The sequence below is a fragment of the Caldimonas caldifontis genome, assembly GCF_002930615.1.
In the GTDB taxonomy this organism is placed as follows: Bacteria; Pseudomonadota; Gammaproteobacteria; order Burkholderiales; family Burkholderiaceae_C; genus Caldimonas; species Caldimonas caldifontis.
The window spans coordinates 1-17,953 of the sequence record NZ_PSNX01000019.1 but is presented as its reverse complement, the minus strand read 5'-3'; the positions used below and the strand labels follow the sequence as shown (position 1 = coordinate 17,953).

22 protein-coding genes are annotated in these 17,953 nt (G+C 69.6%); 10 read left to right on the top strand and 12 right to left on the bottom strand.

Going from position 1 to position 17,953, the window contains the following annotated elements:
- The 4 genes from C1704_RS16825 to C1704_RS16810 all read right to left on the bottom strand — a co-directional run bounded on the left by C1704_RS16825 (position 1) and on the right by C1704_RS16810 (position 3,767).
- Positions 1 to 936, bottom strand: a complete 936-nt coding sequence (locus tag C1704_RS16825; protein WP_104303899.1) for a lipase family alpha/beta hydrolase — start codon at positions 934 to 936, stop codon at positions 1 to 3.
- Positions 937 to 1,019: 83 nt separating this feature from the next.
- Entirely contained in the window at positions 1,020 to 2,501 is a 1,482-nt protein-coding gene (locus tag C1704_RS16820; RefSeq protein ID WP_245876533.1) for a sensor histidine kinase, read from the bottom strand.
- Positions 2,502 to 2,564: 63 nt separating this feature from the next.
- Entirely contained in the window at positions 2,565 to 3,236 is a 672-nt protein-coding gene (locus C1704_RS16815; protein WP_104303898.1) for a response regulator, read from the bottom strand.
- A gap of 45 nt (positions 3,237 to 3,281) precedes the next feature.
- The gene (locus tag C1704_RS16810; protein ID WP_104303897.1) at positions 3,282 to 3,767 is read right to left on the bottom strand and encodes a MarR family winged helix-turn-helix transcriptional regulator; all 486 of its coding nucleotides are present in this window, start codon (positions 3,765 to 3,767) and stop codon (positions 3,282 to 3,284) included.
- Positions 3,768 to 3,907: 140 nt separating this feature from the next.
- Here C1704_RS16810 and recA point away from each other — a divergent pair, with 140 nt between their 5' ends.
- Positions 3,908 to 5,023, top strand: coding sequence for a recombinase RecA (gene recA, locus C1704_RS16805; RefSeq protein ID WP_104303914.1), 1,116 nt, complete (start codon positions 3,908 to 3,910; stop codon positions 5,021 to 5,023).
- A 6-nt stretch (positions 5,024 to 5,029) separates the two neighbouring features.
- Positions 5,030 to 5,482: a recombination regulator RecX gene (gene recX / locus C1704_RS16800; protein ID WP_104303896.1), complete on the top strand. Its 453-nt coding sequence runs from the start codon at positions 5,030 to 5,032 to the stop codon at positions 5,480 to 5,482.
- A 16-nt stretch (positions 5,483 to 5,498) separates the two neighbouring features.
- On the opposite strand, the gene C1704_RS16795 is transcribed toward recX, so the two are convergent.
- Complete coding sequence (locus tag C1704_RS16795; RefSeq protein ID WP_104303895.1) at positions 5,499 to 7,067, bottom strand: M48 family metalloprotease; 1,569 nt, start codon at positions 7,065 to 7,067, stop codon at positions 5,499 to 5,501.
- Positions 7,068 to 7,197: 130 nt separating this feature from the next.
- Between C1704_RS16795 and moaC the strand changes: the two genes are divergently transcribed.
- Complete coding sequence (gene moaC / locus C1704_RS16790; protein ID WP_104303894.1) at positions 7,198 to 7,701, top strand: cyclic pyranopterin monophosphate synthase MoaC; 504 nt, start codon at positions 7,198 to 7,200, stop codon at positions 7,699 to 7,701.
- A 15-nt stretch (positions 7,702 to 7,716) separates the two neighbouring features.
- Here moaC and C1704_RS16785 read toward each other — a convergent pair whose 3' ends face one another.
- From C1704_RS16785 to C1704_RS16770, 4 genes are all read right to left on the bottom strand, one after another.
- Complete coding sequence (locus C1704_RS16785) at positions 7,717 to 8,592, bottom strand: amidohydrolase family protein (protein WP_104303893.1); 876 nt, start codon at positions 8,590 to 8,592, stop codon at positions 7,717 to 7,719.
- Positions 8,593 to 8,602: 10 nt separating this feature from the next.
- Positions 8,603 to 9,571 carry a Bug family tripartite tricarboxylate transporter substrate binding protein gene (locus C1704_RS16780; RefSeq protein WP_104303892.1) on the bottom strand — a complete coding sequence of 323 codons (969 nt, stop codon included), beginning with the start codon at positions 9,569 to 9,571 and terminating at the stop codon, positions 8,603 to 8,605.
- Between the two features lie 123 nt (positions 9,572 to 9,694).
- Positions 9,695 to 10,501 (bottom strand): HDOD domain-containing protein, encoded by an 807-nt coding sequence (locus C1704_RS16775; RefSeq protein WP_104303891.1) that lies wholly within the window; start codon positions 10,499 to 10,501, stop codon positions 9,695 to 9,697.
- Between the two features lie 3 nt (positions 10,502 to 10,504).
- Positions 10,505 to 10,882: a hypothetical protein gene (locus C1704_RS16770; protein WP_104303890.1), complete on the bottom strand. Its 378-nt coding sequence runs from the start codon at positions 10,880 to 10,882 to the stop codon at positions 10,505 to 10,507.
- Positions 10,883 to 11,052: 170 nt separating this feature from the next.
- Between C1704_RS16770 and C1704_RS16765 the strand changes: the two genes are divergently transcribed.
- Complete coding sequence (locus C1704_RS16765; RefSeq protein WP_146076106.1) at positions 11,053 to 11,745, top strand: protein phosphatase CheZ; 693 nt, start codon at positions 11,053 to 11,055, stop codon at positions 11,743 to 11,745.
- Here the strand turns inward: C1704_RS16765 and C1704_RS16760 are convergent, their stop codons facing one another.
- Together C1704_RS16760 and egtD are read right to left on the bottom strand one after the other, a co-directional pair.
- Positions 11,746 to 12,246 (bottom strand): MaoC family dehydratase, encoded by a 501-nt coding sequence (locus C1704_RS16760; protein ID WP_104303888.1) that lies wholly within the window; start codon positions 12,244 to 12,246, stop codon positions 11,746 to 11,748.
- Positions 12,247 to 12,262: 16 nt separating this feature from the next.
- Complete coding sequence (gene egtD, locus C1704_RS16755) at positions 12,263 to 13,267, bottom strand: L-histidine N(alpha)-methyltransferase (protein ID WP_419186813.1); 1,005 nt, start codon at positions 13,265 to 13,267, stop codon at positions 12,263 to 12,265.
- 163 nt (positions 13,268 to 13,430) lie between these two features.
- On the opposite strand from egtD, the gene C1704_RS16750 reads away from it, so the two are divergent.
- Positions 13,431 to 14,000 (top strand): NnrU family protein, encoded by a 570-nt coding sequence (locus tag C1704_RS16750; RefSeq protein ID WP_104303886.1) that lies wholly within the window; start codon positions 13,431 to 13,433, stop codon positions 13,998 to 14,000.
- A 45-nt stretch (positions 14,001 to 14,045) separates the two neighbouring features.
- On the opposite strand, the gene C1704_RS16745 is transcribed toward C1704_RS16750, so the two are convergent.
- Entirely contained in the window at positions 14,046 to 14,276 is a 231-nt protein-coding gene (locus C1704_RS16745; RefSeq protein WP_104303885.1) for a CsbD family protein, read from the bottom strand.
- A gap of 151 nt (positions 14,277 to 14,427) precedes the next feature.
- On the opposite strand from C1704_RS16745, the gene C1704_RS16740 reads away from it, so the two are divergent.
- The 5 genes from C1704_RS16740 to C1704_RS16720 all read left to right on the top strand — a co-directional run bounded on the left by C1704_RS16740 (position 14,428) and on the right by C1704_RS16720 (position 17,727).
- Positions 14,428 to 15,987 (top strand): bifunctional aminoglycoside phosphotransferase/ATP-binding protein, encoded by a 1,560-nt coding sequence (locus C1704_RS16740; protein WP_104303884.1) that lies wholly within the window; start codon positions 14,428 to 14,430, stop codon positions 15,985 to 15,987.
- A gap of 21 nt (positions 15,988 to 16,008) precedes the next feature.
- Positions 16,009 to 16,344, top strand: a complete 336-nt coding sequence (locus C1704_RS16735) for a helix-turn-helix domain-containing protein (protein ID WP_104303883.1) — start codon at positions 16,009 to 16,011, stop codon at positions 16,342 to 16,344.
- Between the two features lie 48 nt (positions 16,345 to 16,392).
- Positions 16,393 to 16,719 carry a HipA domain-containing protein gene (locus tag C1704_RS16730; RefSeq protein WP_336469947.1) on the top strand — a complete coding sequence of 109 codons (327 nt, stop codon included), beginning with the start codon at positions 16,393 to 16,395 and terminating at the stop codon, positions 16,717 to 16,719.
- An 82-nt stretch (positions 16,720 to 16,801) separates the two neighbouring features.
- A complete protein-coding gene (locus C1704_RS16725) occupies positions 16,802 to 17,320 on the top strand; it encodes a GAF domain-containing protein (protein WP_104303882.1) in 519 nt (172 codons plus the stop codon).
- The gene (locus tag C1704_RS16720; protein ID WP_104303881.1) at positions 17,317 to 17,727 is read left to right on the top strand and encodes a response regulator; all 411 of its coding nucleotides are present in this window, start codon (positions 17,317 to 17,319) and stop codon (positions 17,725 to 17,727) included. The genes C1704_RS16725 and C1704_RS16720 overlap by 4 nt, the downstream gene beginning before the upstream one ends.
- Positions 17,728 to 17,953: the final 226 nt, after the last annotated feature.

Sequence of the window (17,953 nt, the reverse complement as noted above, 5' to 3'; positions counted from 1 at the left end):
TCAGAGCCCGGCCTGCTTCAGCCGGTTGGCCTGGGTGCGGTAGAAGGCCACGGGGTCGGGGGTGAAGAGGCCGCGCAGGCCAAAGGCCTGGTTGACTTCGTCGAGATGGTTCCAGGGATAGTTGTCCCGCAGGACGGTGCCCCAGCGCGACGAGCAGCGTCCCACCAGACCGTCGTTGTCCTGGCCCCAGAAGGCCAGCGAACTCAGCCCCAGGAAGCCATCGAGCGGATCGAGCACATTGGTGAGCACCGAAGTGCCGCTGGCCGAGTAATAGCGCACGCCGTTCACGCTGGCCGGCCCCGTGCCGCAGTGGCTGGTGGGCCGTCCTTGCGGGAAGCGCTGGTTGAAGGCGGCGCTGCCCTGCGTGGTGAGCGAGATCATCGCGGCCTCGGAGTTCTGCGGCAGGCCGGGCGAGCCCGACAGCACGCTGATCACGTTGGCGAAGCCATTCACCAGCGCCGTCAGCGTGGCGGTCGTGCCGGTGACGCCGGTGCCCGCGCGGATCACGTCGGCCACGGGGCTGCCCAGGTGGGGTGTTCCCACCGTGGTCACCGAGGCAACCAGGTCCGGCGCCACCGCGGCCACGTAGCGGATGGTGTGGCCGCCATGGCTGTGGCCGATCAGGTTGAACTTCTGGTGGCCGTGGGCGGCCTTGAGGCGGCGCAGTTCGGCCAGCAGCTGTTCGCCACGCACCTCGCTGGCATTGGCGGCCGACTGTTGCGACACATAGACCCGTGCGCCGCCTGAGCGCAGGGCCGAGGGAATGCCATACCAGTAGTCGATCGGCCCCACGGCGTCGAAGCCGAAGAGGCCGTGCACCAGCACGATGGGGTGGCGGGTCTGTGTGTAGGTGTCGGCCTGGGCCGACAGGGGCAGGGCGGCAGCGGTGGCCAGGCAGGCGAGCGCCAGCGCGCCTCGGACGAAGCGTCGTTTCACGGGGTGTCTCCTCGGTGAGGGATGATCCACGCTCTACTGCAGCGGCCCGGGCCGCAAGGCCCGCCGTGGGCGTGGTGGCCGAATTAAAGAACGACCGTTCGTTTCTGCACACCCGTGTTTTCCCAAGGGCGGGTTTCACCGGAGGCGTGAGGGGTTGGACGCCCCGTGTCGTGCGACACGGGGAAGCGCACCGTGATGCGGGTGCCGCGGGCGTCGGCGGGTGTGGCGCGCACATCCTCGATGCTCACCTCGGCCCCATGCTGCTGCGCGATCTCGCGCACGATGGCCAGGCCCAGGCCGCTGCCGTCCACCTCGGTGCCCAGGGCGCGGTAGAAGGGCTGGAAGACCAGCTCGCGCTCGTGGCTGGGAATGCCCGGACCGGAGTCTTCCACCTGCAGCACCACCACCTGACCGAAGGGATCGTGCAGCACGCGCACCGTGACGGTGCCGCCCTCGGGCGTGTAGAGCAGGGCGTTGTCCACGAGATTGCGCACCAGCTCCTTCACCAGCAGCGGGTTGCCGCGCAGCAGGGGGCGCCCGGCGGGCCCCAGGCCGCGCTGCGGGCCTTCGTAGCCCAGGTCGATGCGTTTGTCGAGCGCTCGTGGCACGAAGTCGCGTACCACCTCGGTGGCGATCTCGCCCAGCGGCACGTCGTGGCGTCGCGGGGCCTGCCCCTGGTTCTCGGCCCGCGCCAGCGCCAGCAGCTGGTTCACCATGTGGGCGGCACGCTGGCTGGATCGCGCGATCTGTCGCAACGAGCGCTTGAGCTCCTGCGGGTCGCGCTGCCCGGCGTCGATCTCGCGCTGGGCGAGTTCGGCCTGCATGCGCAAGCCGGCCAGCGGTGTCTTGAGCTGGTGGGCCGCATCGGCCAGGAAGTGCTTCTGTGTCTTGATCGACTGGTCCAGGCGTGCGAGCAGGTCATTGATCGAACGCACCAGCGGCGCCACTTCCTCGGGCGCCTCGTGCTCGTCGATGGGGCTCAAGTCATCGCTCTGGCGGCGCCGGATGCGCTGCTGCAGCTCCGACAGCGGGGCAATGCCGCGCGACAGCGCGAGCCACACCAGCACCACGGCCAGCGGCAGGATGACGAACTGCGGCAGGATCACGCCCTTGATGATCTCGGTGGCCAGATGCGAGCGCTTGTTCAGCGTCTCGGCCACCTGCACCAGGGCAAGCTGGCCTTCATCGGCGCCTTGGACTTCCACCCACACATAGGCCACGCGGATGGGCTGGTTGTCGATCTCGTCGGCACGCATCTTCACCGTGCCCGGTTGGCGCACCTCGTCGGCCACGGGCACCGGCAGGCTGCGGTCGCCGCTGACGAACTCGCCGCGCACGCCCAGCACCTGGAAGTAGATGTCGTCGGCGTTGTCGGCCTTGAGGAACTCCGAGATCGTGGGCGGCAGCTGGAACACCACCTCGTTGTGCGAGATGGCCACCTGCTGCGCGAGGTTGCGCGCGGTCTCGGTGAGTGCGCGGTCGAAGGGCCGGTTGGCGATGTTCTCGGCCACCACCCAGGTCAGGCCCACGCTCATCGGCCACAGCAGCAGCAGCGGTGCGAGCATCCAGTCGAGGATCTCGCCGAAGAGCGAACGCTGCTCGCGGGCCAAGGTGGGTGTGCCTGTGTCTTACTGGGGAATCTTCTCGAGGCAGTAGCCCAGGCCTCGCACCGTGGCGATGCGGATGGGCCCCTGTTCGATCTTCTTGCGCAGCCGGTGGATGTAGACCTCGATGGCGTTGTTGCTCACCTCGTCGCCCCACTCGCACAGGCGCTCGACCAGCTGGTCCTTGCTCACGAGCCGTCCGGTGCGCTGCAGCAGCACCTCCAGCAGGCTCAGCTCGCGCGCCGACAGCTCGATCATCTGCTCGTTGATGTAGGCCACGCGCCCGGTCTGGTCGAAGGTGAGCGGGCCGTGCTTGATCAGCGTGGAGGCCGCGCCCAGTCCGCGGCGCGTGAGCGCGCGCACGCGCGCCTCCAGCTCCTGCAGCGAGAAGGGTTTGGCCATGTAGTCGTCGGCGCCCAGGTCCAGGCCCTTCACGCGTTCCTCGACGCTGTCGGCCGCGGTGAGGATGAGCACCGGCGTGGACGTGCCGCGGGCACGCAGGCGGCGCAGCACTTCCAGGCCATGCAGCTTGGGCAGGCCGAGGTCGAGGATGATGAGGTCGAACTCGTGCGAAGCCAGCGCCGCGTCGGCCTCGGTGCCCGAGCCGACCTGGTCGACCGCATAGCCCGCGCCGCGCAGCGAGCGCAGCAGGCCGTCGGCCAGCACTTGATCGTCTTCTGCGATCAGGATGCGCATGGCTGTCTCCTGTGTGAGTGGCCGATTTTAGGGGACGGCGCCGGCTCAGACCGACCAGGCGCCGGCGTAGGCCTCCAGGCCCAGCGCCACCACGGTGGCGACATCGTCGCCCACCTCGGCGCGGAATTCCGCCTCGGCCTGCGTCACCGCGCGCTCGAAGGCCGCCAGCCAGGCCAGGCCGGTGGACGTGAAGCGCACGAGGCGCGCTCGGGCATCGCGCGGGTCGGGTTCACGCACCACCAGGCCCCAGGCCTCGCACTGGTCCACGAGGTCGCCCATGGCCTGCTTGCTCATGCCGGCCTTCGCCGCCAGATCGGTCAGACGCGAGCCGTCCAGGGCGAGGTGGCGGGTGATGTGGATGTGCGCGGCCGTGACCTGCTGGCGCGCCGCCAGATGGGCCAGCGCCAGGGGCACGTCCACGTCGCGTGCCATCAGCTCGAGCACGCGGGCATCGAAGCGCCGCAGGGCATGGCCCAGCAACCGTCCCAGGTGGGTCTGGCGCCAGGCGTCCGGCGATGGGGCTGTGTGCATCCCCAGATAGTAAGGCAAACTGATCAAAAAATGGGTTTACGAACAAGTACGTGGCCCGCAGAATACTGTTCATGCATCCAGCCTGTGCTTAACGACAGGCGGCAAACGACACCAACCCATTGATCCTCAAGGAGATTTCCGTGGACGCACCCGTCAAGGCCCTGAACACCGAAAAAGCCAAGGCCCTGCAGGCCGCGCTGGCCCAGATCGAAAAGCAGTTCGGCAAGGGCTCGATCATGCGCCTGGGCGAGGGCGAGGCCATCGAGGACATCCAGGTGGTGTCCACCGGCTCCCTGGGCCTGGACATCGCGCTGGGCGTGGGCGGCCTGCCGCGCGGCCGCGTGATTGAAATCTATGGTCCTGAATCCTCGGGCAAGACCACGCTCACGCTGCAGGTGGTGGCCGAGATGCAGAAGCAAGGCGGCGTGTGTGCCTTCATCGACGCCGAACACGCGCTGGACGTGCAGTACGCGCAGAAGCTGGGTGTGAACCTTCAGGACCTGCTCATCAGCCAGCCCGACACGGGCGAGCAGGCGCTCGAGATCGTGGACGCGCTGGTGCGCTCGGGCTCGGTCGATCTCGTCATCGTCGACTCGGTGGCCGCGCTCACCCCCAAGGCCGAGATCGAGGGCGAGATGGGCGATGCCCTGCCCGGCCTGCAGGCCCGTCTGATGAGCCAGGCGCTGCGCAAGCTCACCGCCACGATCAAGAAGACCAACTGCATGGTCATCTTCATCAACCAGATCCGCATGAAGATCGGCGTGATGTTCGGTTCGCCCGAAACCACCACCGGCGGCAATGCGCTGAAGTTCTATTCGTCCGTGCGCCTGGACATCCGCCGCATCGGCTCGATCAAGAAGGGCGAGGAGGTCATCGGCAACGAGACCAAGGTGAAGGTGGTGAAGAACAAGGTCTCGCCCCCCTTCAAGACGGCCGAGTTCGACATCCTCTACGGTGAGGGCATCTCGCGCGAGGGCGAGATCATCGACATGGGGGTGAACGCGCGCATCCTCGAGAAGTCCGGTGCCTGGTACGCCTACAACGGCGAGAAGATCGGCCAGGGCAAGGACAACGCCCGTGAGTTCCTGCGCGAGAACCCCGATCTCGCCTTCGAGATCGAGAACAAGGTGCGCGAAGCCCTGGGCGTTCCCCTGCTGGCAGGGGCGGTCAAGGCCGAGGCCGACAAGCCCGAAAAGGCCGCTGCCAAGGGCAAGGCCAAGGCCGCCAGGGACGCCGAAGTCCCCGTGGAGGAATGATCCGGCGTGGGCTTTGCCAAGCTCTCCCTCAAGGGTCGGGCGCTGAAGTACCTGGCCCAGCGTGAACATTCGCGCGTGGAACTGGCGCGCAAGCTGGCGCCGCATGCCGATGACGCAAACGACATCGACACCGTGCTCGACGCCCTGGAGGCCGCGGGCTGGCTGAGCGAGGCGCGCTTCGTCGAATCGGTGCTGCACCGCAAGGCGGCCCGCCTGGGCACGGCGCGCATCCGCCAGGAACTGCAGGGCCACGGTCTGGCGCCGGAGGCGGTGGCCGGGGCCGTCGAGCAATTGCGAGGCAGCGAACTCGAACGCGCCCGTGCCATCTGGACGCGCCGTTTCGGCGGCGACGCCCCCACCGATGCCACCGAGCGGGCGCGCCAGATGCGCTTCCTGGCTGCGCGCGGCTTTGCCACCGAGGTCATCCGCCGCGTGGTGCGCGGCGGCGAGGACGACTGAGGCCGCTCCGCCCCGGTCAGCGCCCCATCTCTTCCCGGCGCCGCTGCAGCCACTCCGCCTCGATCTCGCGCAGGCGCACGTCGATCACCGAGGCCTCGATGAAGTCGGCCGATCCCGCCTGGGGGTTGCCCAGGCGCTGGGCGGCGCGCAGGCGGTCGATGGCACCTTGCAGGTCGCCCAGCAGGTAGCGGGCCTCGGCCTGCGCGCGCACGGCGCGCAGCGGCTGGTCCAGGCGTTCCCAGGCCTGGCCCAGCCCTTCCCAGGCACGGTGGTCGCGCGGGTGCAGCGTGGCCCAGGTCTGCAGTTCTTCCGCGGCGCGTCGCCAGGCGCCTGTCTCCCCGCCCGGCTGGGCCAGGTCCACCTGGGCGCCCAGCAACTCGCTCAGGCGCGACCCATCGCGACGGTAGGTGCCCAACGCGGCCTGCGCGCGCGCCGCATCCCCTTCCGCGAGCGCCAGGTCGGCGGTCACGAAGGCCAGCGCTCGCGTGGCCCGGGCATCGCCCTGCACCAGGGGCTGGGCGCGGCTCAGGGCCGCACGCATGCGCGCCCACTCGCGCAGGGAGGCGGCCGCATGGGCTTCGGTGCTGGCCTGCAGCAGCGCGGCGGCCCGGCCGGGCGAACGGTTGTCGCCGTTCGCGGCGCTCAGCCAGTTGCGGGCCGCGTCGGGACGCGCGTCCATCAGCACGCGGGCACGGCCTTGCATCAGGGCATGCTCCAGGGTCGGGGCCGGAGCGGTGCGCCCGCTGTCCAGCCCCGTGCGGGCGCGCGCCTCGCCAATGCGTTCACTGGTGAGCGGGTGGCTGCGCAGGTAGGGGAAGGCGTTGTTGTCATTCAGGCGGGAGACCTGCTGCAGCCGCTCGAACATGCTGGGCATGCCCAGCACCGAAAACCCCGCTCCTTCGAGCAGGCCCAGGCCGATGCGGTCGGCCTCGCGTTCCATGTCGCGCGAGAAATTGAGCTGACCCTGCAAGGCGGCGGCCTGGCCGCCGGTGATCAGTGCGCTCGCCGCATCGGGGCTGCGGCTTGCCGCCATCACGCCAAGGAGGATCGAGGCCAGGGCCAGCATCGACTGCTGGCGCTGCTGGTTCAGGCTGCGCGCGATGTGGCGTTGCGTGACGTGGGCCAGTTCGTGGGCCAGCACCGAGGCGAGCTCGTCACCCGTGGAGGTCATGCCGATCAGGCCCAGGTGCACGCCGACGTAGCCGCCCGGCAGGGCGAAGGCGTTGACCGAGCGGTCGCGCACGAGGAAGGCCTCCCAGGCGAAGCGGTCGGACAGTTCGGCCGAGAGATCGCCGCGCGCACGTGCCGCCGACAGCAGCGGCCGCCACAGCGAGAGCAGGTAGTCCTGCAGCACCAGGTCGTCGAGGTAGGCCGGGTCGCGCCGGATCACCTGCATGATGCGTTCGCCGAGTTGCCGTTCGGCCGCCGGGCTGAAGTCGGCCGAGACGGTGTCGCCCAGCGCCGGCAGGCTGGGGGGGGCCGGCGGTGTGGACTGCGCCGCGGCCGGCCCCAGGGCGCCCAGGGCGAGCGACAGGGACAAGGCGAGGCAGCTCAGGCGCCGCGTGCGGGAAGAGGCTGGGTGCATGGAAGGAACGTTACCAGGGCGCCAGGCCCTGTGCATGGAGGCAGCCGGTTGGATGCCGGGGCCCGGGGCGAGTTCAGCACCTTTACAGCCCTGAAACAAGCTGCGCGGGCCTCGCTATCATGCACCGATCATGAGCACGACTTCCTCGACCCCGCCGGCCGGTGGCCTCACGCATTTCGACGCCCAGGGCCAGGCCCACATGGTGGACGTGGCGGCCAAGGCCGAGACCCACCGCGTGGCCGTGGCCGAAGGCCACATCGACATGCTGCCGGCCACCTTGCAGGCCATCGTGGCCGGCACGGCCAAGAAGGGCGACGTGCTGGGCATCGCCCGCATCGCCGCCATCCAGGGCGCCAAACGCACCGCCGATCTCATCCCCCTGTGCCACCCGCTGCCCATCACCCGCGTGGCGGTGGACTTCGAGGTGGACGCCGCCGCTTCGCGCGTGCGCTGCCGCGCCCAGGTGGAAACGCTGGGCCGCACGGGGGTGGAGATGGAGGCCCTCACGGCCGTGCAGGTGGGCCTGCTCACCATCTACGACATGTGCAAGGCCGTGGACCGCGGCATGACCATGGGCGGCGTGCGCGTGCTGGAGAAGCACGGGGGCAAGTCGGGGTCTTACGTCGCGGAGTGAACCCGGGCGTGGGTCTCAGCGTGCAGCAGGCACATCGAGCCCGAACAGCCGCGCGCCGTTCTCGTAGGCGATGCGCCGCGCCACCTCGGGCGGCAGGCCGCCCAGCCACACGCGGGCGGCTTGCATGAGGTTTTCGTAGTAGAGCCAGCGCTGGTTGACCCAGGTGTCCGAGCCCACGAGGAAGCGGTCGGGGTAGCGCAGCAGCAGGGCGCGCCAGGCGGGGCTGAGCTGGCCGTCGTCGCCGGTGAGACCGGGGCGGTAGGACAGCTCGCCCATCAGCGTGGGGTGACGTTCGAAGAGGGCCTGCACGCGTTCCACCGGCACCCCCCCGATGCCGGTGTGGGCCCAGATGAGCCGGGTGCGTGGGGCATGGGCCATCAGCAACTCGATGGCCACGTCGTCCACATGGGCCAGCACGGCCAGGTCCTTGTCCTGCGCCAGCTGCATCAGCCGGCGCGCGGTGGGGCCGTTGGCGTTGGCGCTGTCGTAGAGGTGGAACTCGCCCAGGCCACGGTAGGGGCCGGCGGGGGTGCCGCGCGCGAGTTCGGTTTCCACCATCGTGACGATGCTGGGGTCGGCGAACCAGCCGGTGTAGTCGGCGCGGTTGCGGTACAGGCGGATGAAGGGCACCACGCGCACGCCGGCCGCCGCGGTCTCGCCCGTGGCCGAGGCCAGCGTGCGGGTGCCGTCGTTGGGGCGGCTGTTGGCGATGATGGCGGCCACGCCGCTGCGCTGCATGCGCCCCAGCACGTCGGGCAGCGGGTGAGGCTCCTGCGCGTCGTCGTTGTAGTGCAGGTGGGCGTCGAAGAGCGGGCCGGCGTAGGGCGTCTGCGCCTGGGCGGGCGCCAGCGCGCCCAGGCACAAGACCAGCAGCCACGACCTCAGGCCCACGGCCGCGGGCTCAGGTCGGCTTGGCCAGCCCCAGCTTCTCGACCAGGGCCTTCTCCTTGGCGAAGGTCTCCTCGGCGAAGCGGGTGTACTGGGCCGAGTTCATGTAGAGCAGTTCCTGGTCGTACTTGGCCAGCACCTCGACGTGGTTGGGCATTTCCATCGCTTGCTTGAAGGCGTCGTGGACGGCCTTGATGAGGCCTGGGTCCATGCCCTTGGGGCCGCCGATGCCGTAGGGCGAGGCCTGCACGATGCCCAGGCCCAGCTCCATCAGCGTGGGCGTGTTGGGGAAGCGGGCCAGGCGCTTGGCGCCCCAGGTGTTGAGCAGGCGCAGCTTGCCGGCCTCGACGTGCGGGGCAAAGCCGGTGGAGTCGGCGCCGGCCATCAGCTGGCCGCCCAGCAGGTCCTGCATCAGCGGAGCACTGCCGCGGTAGGGGATGTGGTTGAGCTGGATGCCCAGCTTCTGCGCGATCTCCTCCATCGTCAGATGCGGGCTGGTCAGCGCCCCGGTGGAGCCGTAGCTCAGCTTGCCGGGGTTGGCCTTCGCGTAGGCCACGAAGTCCTTCCACTCCTTGAAGGGCGAGTCGGCCGGCACCACCACACCGAAGGCATAGCCGGTGACACACAGGATGTAGGAGATGTCCTTGACCGGGTCCCAGTTGATCTTGGTGGTGTAGGGCAGGCGGAAGACGCCCAGCGGGATCTGCGCGAGCGTGTAGCCATCGGGCTTCGCGGTCTGCAGGGCCTGGGCGGGCAGGGTGCCACCGGCGCCGGAGCGGTTTTCGATCACCACCGGCTGGCCCAGGATCTTGGAGGCGTTTTCGGCCAGCACGCGCATCGTGATGTCGGTGGGGCCGCCGGCCGGGAAGGCGATCATCAGGTTGATCGGGCGGCTGGGGAAGGCCTGGGCGCGGGCCCAGGGCGTCACGCCCAGGGCCACGGCGGAGCCGCCCAGAGCGTGCAGAACTTGTCGACGTTTCATGGAGTCACCTCGAGTGCGAGAGCTGTCGAGGATGGCACCCGCCGTGCAAGGCGGACACCCGGATTTGTCCTGAAAAACTGTCGCCCAGGGCTCAATCTGCAGGCTCCAGTTCCGTCCTGCAGATCAACTGCGGGTGGACATCACGCTTTGCACCTCCCGAGCCACCTGGAGAAAGGCCGCTTCATCCAGGGGAGCCAGTGCCGCCGTAGCCTGCACTGCGGAATCGACCATCTCGGGGGCCTTGATCATGTAGTTGGCCACGGTCGAGAGGGCGCACAGCGGCCGCGCCTCGGGCTTGTCGGGCCAGGTGCCGCCACTGTGCACGGCCACGTGGTAGCGCACGCAGGTGATGGCCGCCGGGTCCAGCATCCAGGTCTCGCACATCGCGGCGCCCAGGGCGTCGTGGCTCACGCCGAAGGCCTGCATCTCCTGCAGGGCCAGCAGGTCGTCCGAGGCCGCGGCCTGCAGCATGGGGCCATAACGCTGCGGCGCATGCCGCAGCATCACTGCCTTGCCGCATTCCTCGAAGAGGCCGGCCGAATGCGCCACGAAAGCGGGCAGGCCGAGCTGGCGCGCCATCAGGCCCATCAGCAGGCCGCGCCGGTTGGCGCGGAACCACATCGCGTCCAGCTCGGGGGTGGACGGAAAGACCGAGCGCAGCGCCATCTCGTAGGCGATGGCCGCCACCTGGCTGCTGCCCAGGTACTGCAGCGCCTGCTGCACGGTGCGCACCTGCTGGCGCAGGCCGTAGATGGGCGCGTTCAGGGCCTTGAGCACGCCGGCCGCCAGGGCCATGTCGCCTTCGATCAGGCTGCCCATGGCCTTGAAGTCCACGGCCTCCTCGGCCAGCATGAGCGAGAGCTGTACCAGCACATCCGGACGGGCCGGCAGGTCGATGTGCAGGGATCGCAGGGCAGGATCGACGGGCATGGGTCAGCGTTTGCGCAGCTGCAGAGACACCTGGACGTCGGCCGTGCCGCGGTTGATCCAGGCCCAGCAATAGACCTGGGCGCGGGGGCTCTCCAGCGCATCGCGGGCCTCGCGCACGCCCGTCTGTGCCGATCCGCGCACCACTTGCTTGGTCTGCGGGTCGCGGATGCTGAAGTCCACCGGGCCCTGCGCGACGAAGGCCCAGATCACCCGATCCTTGGCCGCCAGGCGGGCGCAGCTTTCGTGCTCGGCCTTGGGCGCCACGGTGGCCACGACACTGGCACCCCCTTGCGCATCCCAGGCCACCTCGGAGGCGGCCGCACCGAAGGACAGGAAGGCCAGGGCGCACGCCCCCAGCCAGGAAAAGGACTTGATCGACATGGGCTACCCCGCGGCCGTCGGGCCGCACTGCTTTGGACTGTAGCGCAGCGCAGGCGGGCGCAGCAGCCCCGGCACGCCGAGGGTGACCGTGACATATCCCACGACCGCACGGGGTTGGCTGCCCGTTTCATGGCGTGGCACGGCGCTTTCGGCAGAATCGTCCGCTCTGCTTGTTCCTTCCCTCCCCCGACCCCATGCAGCCCGACACCGGAAACCACCTCACCATCTCCAAGGACGAAGCCTTCACGTGGCTGGGGCGCATCACCCGCCAGCTGCACGAGGCCATGATGGCCCTGGGTGCCGGCCAGGAACTGCGCCAGGTGGCCGAGGAGATCCCGGACGCGCGCGAGCGCCTGGCCTATGTGGGGAAGATGACCGAGAACGCGGCCAACAAGGTGCTCAACCTGGTGGATGAGGCCAAGCCCCAGTGCAGCGAGGTGGCCACGCAGGGCCGTGAACTCGCCGAGAGCCTGCGCCGCCTGGCCGAGGCGCCTGACCTGTCGCCCGAGCGGGCGCGCGCCATGATGAAGCTGTGCGCCGGCTATGCCGACCGCGCCGCCGGCTTTGCCGACGGACAGAACGAGATCCTCAGCCAGATCATGCTGTCGCAGGACTTCCAGGATCTGTCCGGGCAGGTCATCAAGAAGGTCATCGACATCATCAGCCGTACCGAGCAGCAGCTGCTGGAACTGCTGGTGGCCAGCGCACCGGAGCAGTTGCAGGGCGCAGCGCCCGCCGCATCGGCGGACCGGGGCGCCCCCCCGAGCGTGCCCACCAGCCAGGATCTCGCCGGACCCCAGGTGCCCGACAAGGCCCTCAAGCAGGGCGAGGTCGACGACCTGCTGGCGTCGCTGGGCTTCTGATCAGGGCGCGTCCGGCGCGGCCACGTCGCGGCGCTGGAACATGCCCCAACCCTCCATGCGCAGCACCACCGCGTCCTCGCCCGAGGGACGCCGGGCGATGGCCTCCCACTGCGTGCGCACCAGCCCCACATGGGGCTTGCTGTTCATGGGCCGCGCCTCCAGGGTTTCCATGCGCACGCGCAGCACGTCGCCAGGGTAGAGCGGCTTGAGCCACTGCAGCTTCTCGAGCCCCGGCGAGCCCAGGCTGGCGGCGTCCAGCAGGTACTCGTCGCACATCATGCGCATCACCATCGCGCAGGTGTGCCAGCCGCTGGCGGCCAAGCCGCGAAAGAGCGGATGGGCCGCTGCCACGGCGTCGTCGAGATGGAAGGGCTGGGGATCGAATTCGCGAGCGAAGCGGATCACCTCTTCGCGGTCGACGCGCTTCGCGCCGAACTCGCGCACCGTGCCGGGCGCGAAGTCTTCCCAATACCAACGGGGGGTGTGCGCTGGCGCGCTCATGGTTGGATACTCACATTCATGCCGTGCTCCTGAGCCAGTGCACCGAGAATAAACGCTGTGGATCGCACCACACGGCCTCGGGCACGAAGCCCGATTCGGCGGCCAGGGCACGGAAGCCCTCGACGGTGTACTTGTAGGAGTACTCGGTGTGCAGGCTGTCGCCGGCCGCGAAGTCGAAGCGACGCCCGGCCAGGTGCACGTGCTGCGCGCGTCGCGCCACGAGGTGCATCTCGATGCGCTGGTGCACCGGCTGGTAGAAGGCGTAGTGGTCGAAGGCGGTCAGGTCGAAGTCGGTGCCGAGCTCGCGGTTGGCGCGGGCCAGCATGTTGAGGTTGAAGGCCGCCGTCACGCCCTGCGCATCGTTGTAGGCCGCGTGCAGCACGGCCGGGTCCTTCACCAGGTCGATGCCGATGAGCAGGCCGCCGCCGCGCAGCAGGGCCGAGGCCCGGCGCAGGAAGCCGCGTGCCTCGACGGGCGTGAAGTTGCCCAGCGACGAGCCGGGGAAGAAGCCCACGCGGGGCGCGGTGCCGGGGCCGTTCAGCGGCAGCGGGGGCGGCAGCTCGAAGGAGCGGGTGAAGTCGGCCGCCAGCGGCTGCACCTGCAGGCCGGGGTGATCGGCCTGCAGGGCCTGGGCCGCGCCCATCAGGTGTTCGGCCGAGATGTCGATGGGGATGAAGCGGCGCGGCGCGTGCAGCGCGCGCAGCAGACGGCGGATCTTGACGTTGGAGCCCGCACCGAACTCCACCAGGTCGGCCCCGGCGCCGATGCACTCGGCCATCTCAGGGCCGAAGGTGTCCAGCAGCGCCAGCTCGGTGCGGGTGGGGTAGTACTCGGGCAGCTCGCAGATGCGGTCGAACAGCGCCGAGCCGGCGGTGTCGTAGAAGTACTTCGGCGAGATGCTGCGAGGCCGGCGGGTGAGGGCGGCCAGCAGGTCGTGGGCGAAGTCGCTGGAGCTTGTCATCTCGGCAAGACACGCAGGGACTCCACCATCGGAAGCTGCTTCCAAACGGGACCTCCTCAAGATGAGGGTGAGCGTAGCACCGGTGCGCTTGTGAAACAAACCTGGACGACCAGCCTGCGCATCGCGCTGACATGACGGTGTCAGCAAGACAGCGCGCCGCTTTTTGCCTAGCATCGCGGCTTTGCGGCCGAGAGGGCCGCCCTCACGACAACGGGAGTCCCCGATGAGCCTGCTGGTCCTTGGTCTGATCCTTTTCCTGGGCGTCCACTCGGTGTCCATCGTGGCCCGCCCCTGGCGAGACGCCACGATGGCACGCCTGGGCGAAGGCCCGTGGAAAGGCCTGTATTCGCTGGTCTCGCTGGTGGGCTTCGTGCTCATCATCTATGGCTACGGCCTGGCCCGGCAGTCGCCGGTGGTGCTCTACACGCCCCCGATGGCCCTGCGCCATGTGGCGATGCTGCTGATGCTGCCGGTCTTCGTGCTGCTGCTGGCGGCCTACCTGCCCGGGCGCATCCAGCGCGCGGCCAAGCACCCCATGCTGCTGGCCACCAAGTTCTGGGCCCTGGCCCACCTGCTGGCCAACGGCATGCTGGCCGATGTGCTGCTCTTCGGCGGTTTCCTGGCCTGGGCCGTGGCCGACCGCATCGCGGTCAAGCGCCGTCCCGCCAAGGCCTACGCGCAAGGCTCCACGGTGAACGACGTACTGGCCGTGCTGGGCGGCTTGGTCATCTACGGGGTGTTCGTGCTCTGGGCCCACGCCTGGTTGTTCGGCGTGAACCCGATGGGGCGGTGAACGGCGACTGGGGCGGCGCCAGGCAACCCCAACCGCCATGCCGGATCAGTGACGGCGGCCGGCGTCGAACCAGTCATCGCTCACGCGGCGTTCCCACTGCGCCAGCTGCTTCTCGGCCTCGTCCTTGGCCACGCCGTAACGTTCCTGGATCTTGCCGGCCAGCTGGTCGCGGCGGCCGGCCACCACGTCCACGTCGTCATCGGTCAGCTTGCCCCACTGCTCGCGGACCTTGCCCTTGAGTTGCTTCCAGTTGCCTTCGATGCGATCCCAGTTCATGTGAAGCTCCTTTCGTCGGGTTGAAGAAGAGGGTGTGTTCATCGTCGGCGATTGCGGGGCCCGGGGCAGTCGGACCGGGCAAGCCGCGCCTGTCGGAGAAGTCCGACGCTGCCGTTACAGTGGGCACAAACTCCCGACGCATGCGGCACCGATGAGCGCACTCGACGATCACTTCCGGCTGGTGCAGGGCCTGCAAGCCATGCTCGCCGGGGCCATGCCGCCGGAGGCCGTGTCCGTGGTGCAGACCCACATCTCGACGCTGCTGCTCACGCCCGACACCGTCTACAAGCTGCGCAAGCCCCTGCGCCTGCCCTTTCTCGACTTCACCTCGCCGCAGCGGCGCCGGCAGGACTGCGAGAACGAGTTGCGTCTGAACCAGCGCACCGCGCCTGAGCTCTACCGCCGCGTGTGGCCGGTGACCGGCACCGCGGAGCATCCGCGCCTCGGGGGTGAGGGCCCGCCCCTCGACTGGGCGCTGGAGATGCGGCGCTTCCCCGAGGGCGCGCTGCTGGCCGACCACGCCCGTGCCGGCACGCTCGATGCCCCGAAGATCGATGCCCTGGCCCAGGCCATCGCAGGGTTCCACGAGCGACTGCACCCGTCGCCCCCGGCCTTCGGATCGGCCGACCGTGTATGGCACTGGATCGAGGACAGTCTGGCCAGCCTGCGCCACGAGCCCACGCTGCCGGCGCCCTGCCGCCGCCGGGCGGGCACGCTGGGCGAGGCCTTGCGGGCGGCCTTCGAGCGAGCCCGGGCGCCCATCGAAGCCCGCCGCGCCAGCGGCCGCGTGCGCGAAGGCCATGGCGACCTGCACCTGGGCAACATCGTGTGGCTCGAGGGGGCGCCCGTGCTCTTCGACGCGCTGGAGTTCAACGACGAGCTGCGCCACATCGACGTGGTGAACGACCTGGCCTTTGCGGTGATGGACCTGCACGCCCACGGCCTCGCGCCGATGGCCTGGCGGCTGGCCAGCGCCTGGGCCGACCTCACCGGCGACCACGCCGGCCTGACCCTGCTGCCGCTCTTCATCGCCTACCGCGCGCTAGTGCGTGCCAAGGTGGCCTGGATGCAGGGGGCGCCGGACCGCTGCAAACGCTACCTGGCGCTGGCCGGCGACCTGCTGCATCCTCCCGCGGCGTGCCTTGTGCTGACCATGGGGCTGAGTGGCTCGGGCAAGACCACGGTGTCGCAGCACCTGCTGGAACTGCTCGGCGCCGTGCGCCTGCGCTCGGACGTGGAGCGCAAGCGCCTGCACGGCCTGGCGGCCACCGACCGGCAGGGGGCCGCCCAGGGGCTCTACACGCCGCAGGCCACGGCGCGCACCTTCAGCCATCTGCGTGAGCAATCCCGCGGGCTGCTCGAGGCTGGCCTTGCAGTGATCGTCGATGCCGCCTTCCTGCGTCGCGCCGAGCGCGAGGCCTTCGCCGCGCTGGCGGATGAACGGGGGGTGCCCTTTCACATCGTCGAGTGCACGGCGCCCGAGGCGGTGCTGCGCGAGCGCATCGGGCGGCGTGAGCGCGCCAACACCGATGCCTCGGACGCCACGGCCACGGTGCTCGACCTCCAACTGCGTGTGCGCGAGCCCCTGGGGCCCGAGGAAAAGCCCCGGGTGCACCGCCTCGACACCGATGCGTCGCTGGAGGAGGTGCGCTCGCGCTGCGCCGTGTTGGCCGCTCAGCTTGCCAGATGCTCATTAATAAGTACATTTTAGCCGTTTGTGCTGAATAATGACATGCCAAAGTCCTCCCAGCACCATGACTTCCTGCCGCCCGAGGCCCGTGTGGCCCTGGAGCGTCTGGGCGCCCACCTGGCCCTGGCCCGCAAGCGTCGGCGCGAGCCGCTGCGTGCCTGGGCGGCACGGCTGGGCGTGTCGGTCAGCACCGTCACCCGCCTGGAAAAGGGCGACCCCGGGGTGGGCATGGGCGTCTATGCCGCCGCCCTGTGGTTGATGGGCCGCGTCCAGGCCCTGCCCGAGCTGGCCGACCCGGCGCTCGACCAGGGCGCCTTGCTGATCAGCATCCGCGAGGCCGAAAGCCGTTCGCGGCCGCGCAAGGGAAGGGCTGCATGACGGTGCCTTACACGCCCCGGGACGAACTCTTCCTGTGGTGGCTGGCCGATCCGACCCAGCCGCGCTGGGTGGGCCGCCCGCGCCTGGTGCGGCAACCCGTACCGGATCGCGGCCAACGGCGCCCAGGTGTTCCGCCGCATGGTCTTCAACATCCTCATCGACAACACCGACGACCACGAGAAGAACCACGCCCTGCTGGCCGAGGGTCGCCACTACGCGCTGGCACCCGCCTATGACGTGCTGCCCACCGGCCAGGCCCTGGGCTACCAGCAGTTCCGCGTGGGCGCGCAGGGGCTGGACGCCAGCATGGACAACGCCCTGTCCGAGCAGATCGACCGGCCCTATCTGCGGGCCGAGCGGCAGTCGCTGAGCTGAGGCGGGCGGCCTCAAGCAGGGGCGGTCTCCAGCCGATAAGCGAGCCGATAAGCGATCACGCCCTCAAGGCCCGGACCTCAACATGCCTCCTGTTCCCACCCCTGTTGCCGCCGCGCTGCCCGCGCGTGAGGACGATCGCCTGCGCGCCCTGCACGCCTTGCTCATCCTCGACACGCCGCCGGAGGCGCGCTTCGATCGCATCGTGGCCTTTGCGGCGCAGGAGTTCGACGTGCCGATCGCCCTGATCTCGCTCATCGATCACGACCGGCAATGGTTCAAGGCGCGGTTGGGCCTGGACGTGTGCGAAACCGGGCGGGATGTGTCCTTCTGCGCCCACGCCATCCTGCAGGATGCACCCATGGTCATCGACGATGCCCTGGCCGATCCGCGCTTTGCGGCCAATCCGCTGGTGCTGGGGGAGCCGCGCATCCGCTTCTATGCGGGGGCGGCGCTCGAGACCCCGCAGGGCCATCGCCTGGGCACCCTGTGCCTCATCGACCACCAGCCCCGGCAGCTTGATGCCACCGGCCTGGCCATCCTGCGCGCCCTGCGCGACCTGGCCCAGGCCGAACTGCTCGGCCCTCCTGCGGAGGCGGCATGAACACCGCCACCGAGGTGACGGCGGCGCCACGGCGACGCCTGCTGCTGATCGAACCCTCGGCCCTGTTCCGTCGCACCGTGGTGCTGGTGGCGCGGGAGCTCGACTTGGCCGACATCGACGAAGCCAGCAGTCACGAGGTGGCCCGTGAGGCCCTGGCACGGCAGCCCTACGACGGCCTCCTGCTGGATCTCGGTGACGGCCTGGAGGGGATGCAGGTGCTGCAGCAGCTGCGCCACGGGCACACACGCAGCCCCGGCGGCACACCTGTGGCCGTCATGGCGGCCACCTGCGATGCGGCGACGGGGGCCTTGCTGCGCGAGCAGGGCGTGCAGCGCATCCTGCTCAAGCCCTTCAAGGTGCGCACCTTGCTGGAAGTGGTCGCCACGCTGTCGGTGGCCACGCCCTGAGCGCTCAGGCGCCGGGCTGCGTCATGCCGGCCAGTTCAGCGTGCCGGGATGCGCGCAGGCCTCGAACAGCGGTTTGCTGAAGTGATAGCCCTGGAGCAGGTGCACGCCCAGGTCCATCAGGCAGTGACATTCGTCGGCGGTTAGGGCGTGTTCACACTAATTGCGATGATGGTCGGGGCATTGGACACTTGGGGGCATGGAAATCACGCCCGAGCAATTCGCTGCC

Excerpts from the sequence above, each read along its gene's own strand:
- C1704_RS16775 (WP_104303891.1), bottom strand. The coding sequence starts at position 10,501 with ATGCCCGTCGATCCTGCCCTGCGATCCCTGCACATCGACCTGCCGGCC.
- C1704_RS16760 (WP_104303888.1), bottom strand. The coding sequence starts at position 12,246 with ATGAGCGCGCCAGCGCACACCCCCCGTTGGTATTGGGAAGACTTCGCG.
- C1704_RS16810 (WP_104303897.1), bottom strand. The coding sequence starts at position 3,767 with ATGCACACAGCCCCATCGCCGGACGCCTGGCGCCAGACCCACCTGGGA.
- C1704_RS16770 (WP_104303890.1), bottom strand. The coding sequence starts at position 10,882 with ATGTCGATCAAGTCCTTTTCCTGGCTGGGGGCGTGCGCCCTGGCCTTC.
- moaC (WP_104303894.1), top strand. The coding sequence starts at position 7,198 with ATGAGCACGACTTCCTCGACCCCGCCGGCCGGTGGCCTCACGCATTTC.
- C1704_RS16795 (WP_104303895.1), bottom strand. The coding sequence starts at position 7,067 with ATGCACCCAGCCTCTTCCCGCACGCGGCGCCTGAGCTGCCTCGCCTTG.
- C1704_RS16815 (WP_104303898.1), bottom strand. The coding sequence starts at position 3,236 with ATGCGCATCCTGATCGCAGAAGACGATCAAGTGCTGGCCGACGGCCTG.
- C1704_RS16720 (WP_104303881.1), top strand. The coding sequence starts at position 17,317 with ATGAACACCGCCACCGAGGTGACGGCGGCGCCACGGCGACGCCTGCTG.
- C1704_RS16820 (WP_245876533.1), bottom strand. The coding sequence starts at position 2,501 with ATGCTCGCACCGCTGCTGCTGCTGTGGCCGATGAGCGTGGGCCTGACC.
- C1704_RS16750 (WP_104303886.1), top strand. The coding sequence starts at position 13,431 with ATGAGCCTGCTGGTCCTTGGTCTGATCCTTTTCCTGGGCGTCCACTCG.
- C1704_RS16735 (WP_104303883.1), top strand. The coding sequence starts at position 16,009 with ATGCCAAAGTCCTCCCAGCACCATGACTTCCTGCCGCCCGAGGCCCGT.
- C1704_RS16740 (WP_104303884.1), top strand. The coding sequence starts at position 14,428 with ATGAGCGCACTCGACGATCACTTCCGGCTGGTGCAGGGCCTGCAAGCC.
- C1704_RS16745 (WP_104303885.1), bottom strand. The coding sequence starts at position 14,276 with ATGAACTGGGATCGCATCGAAGGCAACTGGAAGCAACTCAAGGGCAAG.
- C1704_RS16725 (WP_104303882.1), top strand. The coding sequence starts at position 16,802 with ATGCCTCCTGTTCCCACCCCTGTTGCCGCCGCGCTGCCCGCGCGTGAG.
- C1704_RS16780 (WP_104303892.1), bottom strand. The coding sequence starts at position 9,571 with ATGAAACGTCGACAAGTTCTGCACGCTCTGGGCGGCTCCGCCGTGGCC.